Annotated in this window: 3 protein-coding genes and 1 pseudogene; 1 reads left to right on the top strand and 3 read right to left on the bottom strand. The window is 45.8% G+C overall.

From position 1 onward, the window contains the following. Window positions 1–186 precede the first annotated feature (186 nt). From F6J99_RS42280 to F6J99_RS42290, 3 genes are read right to left on the bottom strand one after another with little or no spacing between them, the layout of a single operon-like run. Entirely contained in the window at window positions 187–672 is a 486-nt protein-coding gene (locus tag F6J99_RS42280; RefSeq protein ID WP_293122733.1) for a transposase, read from the bottom strand. 18 nt (window positions 673–690) lie between these two features. Next, window positions 691–1,155: a hypothetical protein gene (locus F6J99_RS42285; protein WP_293122736.1), complete on the bottom strand. Its 465-nt coding sequence runs from the start codon at window positions 1,153–1,155 to the stop codon at window positions 691–693. 2 nt (window positions 1,156–1,157) lie between these two features. Next, window positions 1,158–2,495, bottom strand: a complete 1,338-nt coding sequence (locus F6J99_RS42290; protein WP_293122739.1) for an MFS transporter — start codon at window positions 2,493–2,495, stop codon at window positions 1,158–1,160. Between the two features lie 281 nt (window positions 2,496–2,776). On the opposite strand from F6J99_RS42290, the pseudogene F6J99_RS42295 reads away from it, so the two are divergent. Next, a pseudogene (locus tag F6J99_RS42295) lies at window positions 2,777–4,716 on the top strand (DUF2157 domain-containing protein); the annotation flags it as partial.

The raw sequence follows: 4,716 nt of genomic DNA on the forward strand, positions 1-4,716 counted from the left end.
GCCGTCCCCCAAACGGGCAACCGCCCAGTCGCCGCCGAAACGGCCGACGGTCATGCCGGCGGTGAAGGCCACGAAACCGAGGATCGCGACTTCCGGCGGTGAGCCGAGATCCTCGGTCAGCCGAAACGCCGCCCAGTCGCTGGAGACGAGTTCGACCGTGATGGCACCCTCGTTTCCAATGGGGATCTACCTGTCGCCGTAAGCCTTCAAGTTGAACAGCCATGCCTTGGGTTGTGGCGTAAAGCAGGGCCACAGCAGCCACGGGCATAAGCCGCTAAGCGTGCAACAGCTGAGCGAATGCGAGAGTCTTCGAGCTTCTTTGGCTCCTGATTTGCTATCTAAAAATAGTTCCTCTACCCTAAACCGCAAACCGTATTGCCACAAAGAAAGTAAGGTGGGAGGCTCATCGGTAATAACGGCCCAGGGCTCCTTGACCCCTTTGACGTTGGCTAATACAAGATTACAACGATGTACCCCATCTTGCCATAGACCAACATTACGATAAAAGACAGCTTCTCCTAATGGTGGCCACAGATAGCTGACTTCAACGGGATAGCGATGGGGGCCATGAAGCAGTACATCACAGGGCAATCGTAGGCAGTAGTGCCAATTGCTAGCTTGTAACCAACTGATCAGATCGTGGTTTGCTTTGCCCCGATGGGCTTTCAACATCACATCAGGATGTTGACTTCATAGCCACTGGCTTCGACGTAACAAGGGTCGATATGTATCGAAGGCTACGGCCGCGCTGTTGTGTTCCAGTACCCGCCATAGAAATGGTACGGCGCGACCACAACAGACCACCGATAGATGAATCATACAGAGCGCGATTCCATAAGACTGTGGTATCGAGGGCAAGACACACGACGGTGGGACTGCCAATCTTTTAAGGCGAGTAATACTAGGGGAATATACAGCGAGTTCACACAAATGGCGAGTATTGCTCAAAAAGCGCTGCCACCGGCGTTCAAAACTTTGGGCAAGTTTGGCACGACTCGGCACATAAGGCTCCCAGGCCGGTTGGCTTAACTTGCCACTACAGATTAAGGCACTCACCATCCAAGCTAGAGCTTTGATATGACGCAGATCGCGGTAGCGGCTGTATTGACGCAAAAAGCTCATTAGTTGATCATGAAATTGGGTAGAGTAAGACATGCTCAAATTGCTAGTTGTGTAATGGCTCTAGCGTCAGCATAACACTCTGCCCTTTTTCTCATAAACCATGTAATTGCGTGCTTTGAGCCACTTGTGTCAGGCAGCCAGCCTAAGCCCACACTGCTAGCAGTCACTAACCAAAAACCACTGCTAAATTCTGGAGATTGGTCCAATGCCCAACCTCCTAAAGACGGTCCAATAAAGTAACCTACTGCCCAACACTGAGATTCAAGGGAAAAGTAAACTCCTCGCAAAGATTGTGGAGCTAAATCCCCCACCAAAGAAGAGGCAGAAGGGATATAAATCACCTTAGCCAAGGCTAAGACTAACAAAGCACAAAGTGCTGGAATAACTGCCAGATTAGAAACAACTCCTGTGAGCCACACTAACACAAATCCTCCAGACCACAGCAGTAAAGAAACCATCAAGATATTGGTGCGTTGAAAATGGTTGAGCAAGCGGGCAACAGGTAGTTGAAAAATGGCACTAAAGGCGACATGCCAAAAGAAAATAAGACTAATCGTTTCTGGAGCTAATCCGGTTTCTGTTCCTCCTCCTGGCACAAAATTGGCAAAATATAGGGGCATAATGCTATTGAGTTCAGCATCATAGGTAGTGAAGAGAGTATTCCCTAGTAACCAAATCATCAAAAAGCGATCGCTTAGTGCTTGTTTCCAGGATTGGGTAGGGGATTGAGGCACCTCTTGAACGTTATTTGTTTCTGCGATCGCTAAATAAATGACAACGAAGAAAATCACATAAAAAATACTTTTTAGCACAAATAAAGTACGGTAACTCCCAGAAGCAGCAATTAACTGCCCTGCCCCAATAACTCCCAATCCTAGTCCTAAGCTATCAGCTAAACGAGTCACTGAAAAGGCTTCATTACGCTGAACAGGAGTGGTTAGATCGGTAACCACTGCCTCAGTAGGAGGCCAATATAGACCAGTCCCTAAACCCATCAGTAAGTTAGCAATAACCAGAGTTGGGAAATTATAGGTAAATGCTAAACAAAGGCTTGCTAGAGCAGAAACAGCTGCTGAGAGTAGCAAAGTTTTCTTGCGTCCCCAAAACTTGGAATCAGCCAAAGTCCCTGATATCAAGCGTCCTAATACTCCAGAAATTGAAGCACTTCCTAGAGCAATTCCAACTTGGGTGGCGGATAAACCAATCTGATTAACAAAAAAAATCGAGGCATAAACTAAAGTAAACCCTTGACCGATGTGCAATAACAATCGACCGGTTGCCAGAATCCAAATCTCCCGTCTTAATGCTGGGATAAAAGATAATAATTTATTGAGCAATTTCCGTAAGCTTAAAAGGTTGAGGGGTTGAGCCATTGAGCAGGATTTACAATTATTTACATCTAAGTAAATAGTATAGGGTAATCGCAATAATCAATGAGGAAGCATTATGCTAATGACTATTGATCAAGACGTGCAATAGTGCTGATCATCAAGGCTTAATAGGGTCATACCTGCCAACTTTAAGATTCTATTGTGACAGTTGACGGGGTGGAATGTGGTATCTAGCAAGGTTCCGGCTTTTTAGTGGACAATAGTAAGTATCTGTATCCTAAATCAGCCCCCCTTGCATTCCTAATTAACTAGGAATATTGCCTATGTCATCGCCACGGGAGGGTTCTATCACTATTGCCCTCAAAACCAATACTTCTCAGTCTAAACTGTTGGAAGCTTTAGCCCTATGGCAAGAGTTAGGTTTACTCTCTGAGACTAGCATCGATATCATATTTAAAACTAAAGCTTCCCATCCCGCCCTTTTAGAGGGATTAGATGCTTGGTTACGTTTGGGTTTGCTCCAGGAAACCTTTGTAAAACGGTTGTGTCGAGAACATCTCACCTGTGCTTTACCAGAACCTAGTGTAATTCCAAAGGTTTCTGCTCTACCAGTCTCGAAACCAGCGCGTCAACTAGTCTCACCCTTAGCTAGTAATGACTTTGCACCGGAGACACCCAAAGCGAAGAAACCCAACTCGATTGCTCAAATGTGGCAATCCCTTCAAGCAGAATTCAGTGTCCGCTGGTTGCTATTCCTGGGTATGTTTATGGTGGTGGTATCCTCTGGGGTACTGGCTGCTAGTCAATGGGACAATTTCCCAGCTGCTGGACAGTATGGAGTATTGCTGGCCTATACCTTGAGCTTTTGGGGGATTAGTGCTTGGACAACCAAACAAGGGAATTTACCGTTAACAGCCCAAACATTGCGAGTTGTCACTCTGTTGCTGATCCCAGTCAATTTTTGGGCAATGGATGGCTTTGGCTTGTGGCGTCATCCCTTAAATTGGCTAGTGGTAGCGGTGGCGACAGTAGCACTAAGTGCGATAGTACTAAGTTCGATACTCTTAGGTCGCCGCTACGGGAACGGATTTTTACGATTACGACAACAACAATCATTTCCCTTACCCATTATTAATTATTTAGGTCTGAGTTACCTAAATTGGGCTTGGGGTATCCCTGGATTTCCCATAGGAGCAGTTTATTTGGGTATCGGTAGCATCATCGCTACCTTATATATAGAATCCAGAAAGCAAAATTCAGCGTTTATTTTTGATGTTGCTGGCTTCCCCATCTTAGTTTATGGCATCGGCATCCTGCTATTTAGAGCAATTTTTGTCATAGGTGTCGATATTGAACAACTGGGGTTAGCTATCGGGATGTGTGGTTGGTTTCTCTACTGGCTATCCCAAAAGCCTCAGGCACCATCTCTCCCCGTCTCCCCGTCTCCCCGTCTCCCTATGATTTGGTTCGGGGGTAGCTTGCTGGTGCTGGGTTGGCTAGTTTGTGTAGCAGCTGAGATTCCTTGGCAAGCCATGATTGTCAGTGGGCTGGGGGTGTGGTTATTTGTCAATCGTTTACTAAAATTTTGGCGACGTTCCGATTTAGCCGCCATATTAGCCATTGGCTTACAGATGGTTTGGCTTGCATGGCGATTGATTCCGCCATCAATACAAACCTGGCTACTGGAAACAGCAACTACGTTAACCCATTCCCAAGAAACTCCCTATGTATTGTTGAGTTTAGTACTGTTTCCCTATCTGGTTTTAATTGTTGGGTTAGCAGATTGGTTATATCAGCGCAAAAAACATGATCTGGCAGAATTTGCAGAAGTCATTGCTCTAGGAATAGGAGTTAATCTGACTACTCTGTGTTTTTCCAATCCCCTGTTACTCACGATTAATGGTATTAATTCTGCTATCACTTTAGGGATTGTGACTCAGCGACGGAGTAGGTTAGGCATTAAGCATCATCTGCGCTTAAGGGTCTACCTAACCCACAGTAGTGCGATCGCAACCGTTATCAGTGCCATTAACTATCTCTTTCCCAACCTACATTTCGGCGGCTTTTCAGCAATTTTATTAGCCCTGATGGTAGCAGAATGGAGCTTGAGTTTAAAGATTCCCGCTACTTCTGACTATGTCAAGATCTGGCGAGAGAGTGCTTGGCACTTAGGTTTAACTTTAGCTGGTCTGAGTTATGTATTATTGTGTGTTAACTATAGTGCCTACGACGTTAACCCAGATAGTTACCTGAGAGCATGGGG

It is taken from the genome of Moorena sp. SIO4G3 (genome assembly GCF_010692305.1).
Lineage (GTDB): Bacteria > Cyanobacteriota > Cyanobacteriia > Cyanobacteriales > Coleofasciculaceae > Moorena > Moorena producens_A.

Excerpts from the sequence above, each read along its gene's own strand:
- F6J99_RS42290 (WP_293122739.1), bottom strand. The coding sequence starts at position 2,495 with ATGGCTCAACCCCTCAACCTTTTAAGCTTACGGAAATTGCTCAATAAA.
- F6J99_RS42285 (WP_293122736.1), bottom strand. The coding sequence starts at position 1,155 with ATGTCTTACTCTACCCAATTTCATGATCAACTAATGAGCTTTTTGCGT.
- F6J99_RS42280 (WP_293122733.1), bottom strand. The coding sequence starts at position 672 with ATGTTGAAAGCCCATCGGGGCAAAGCAAACCACGATCTGATCAGTTGG.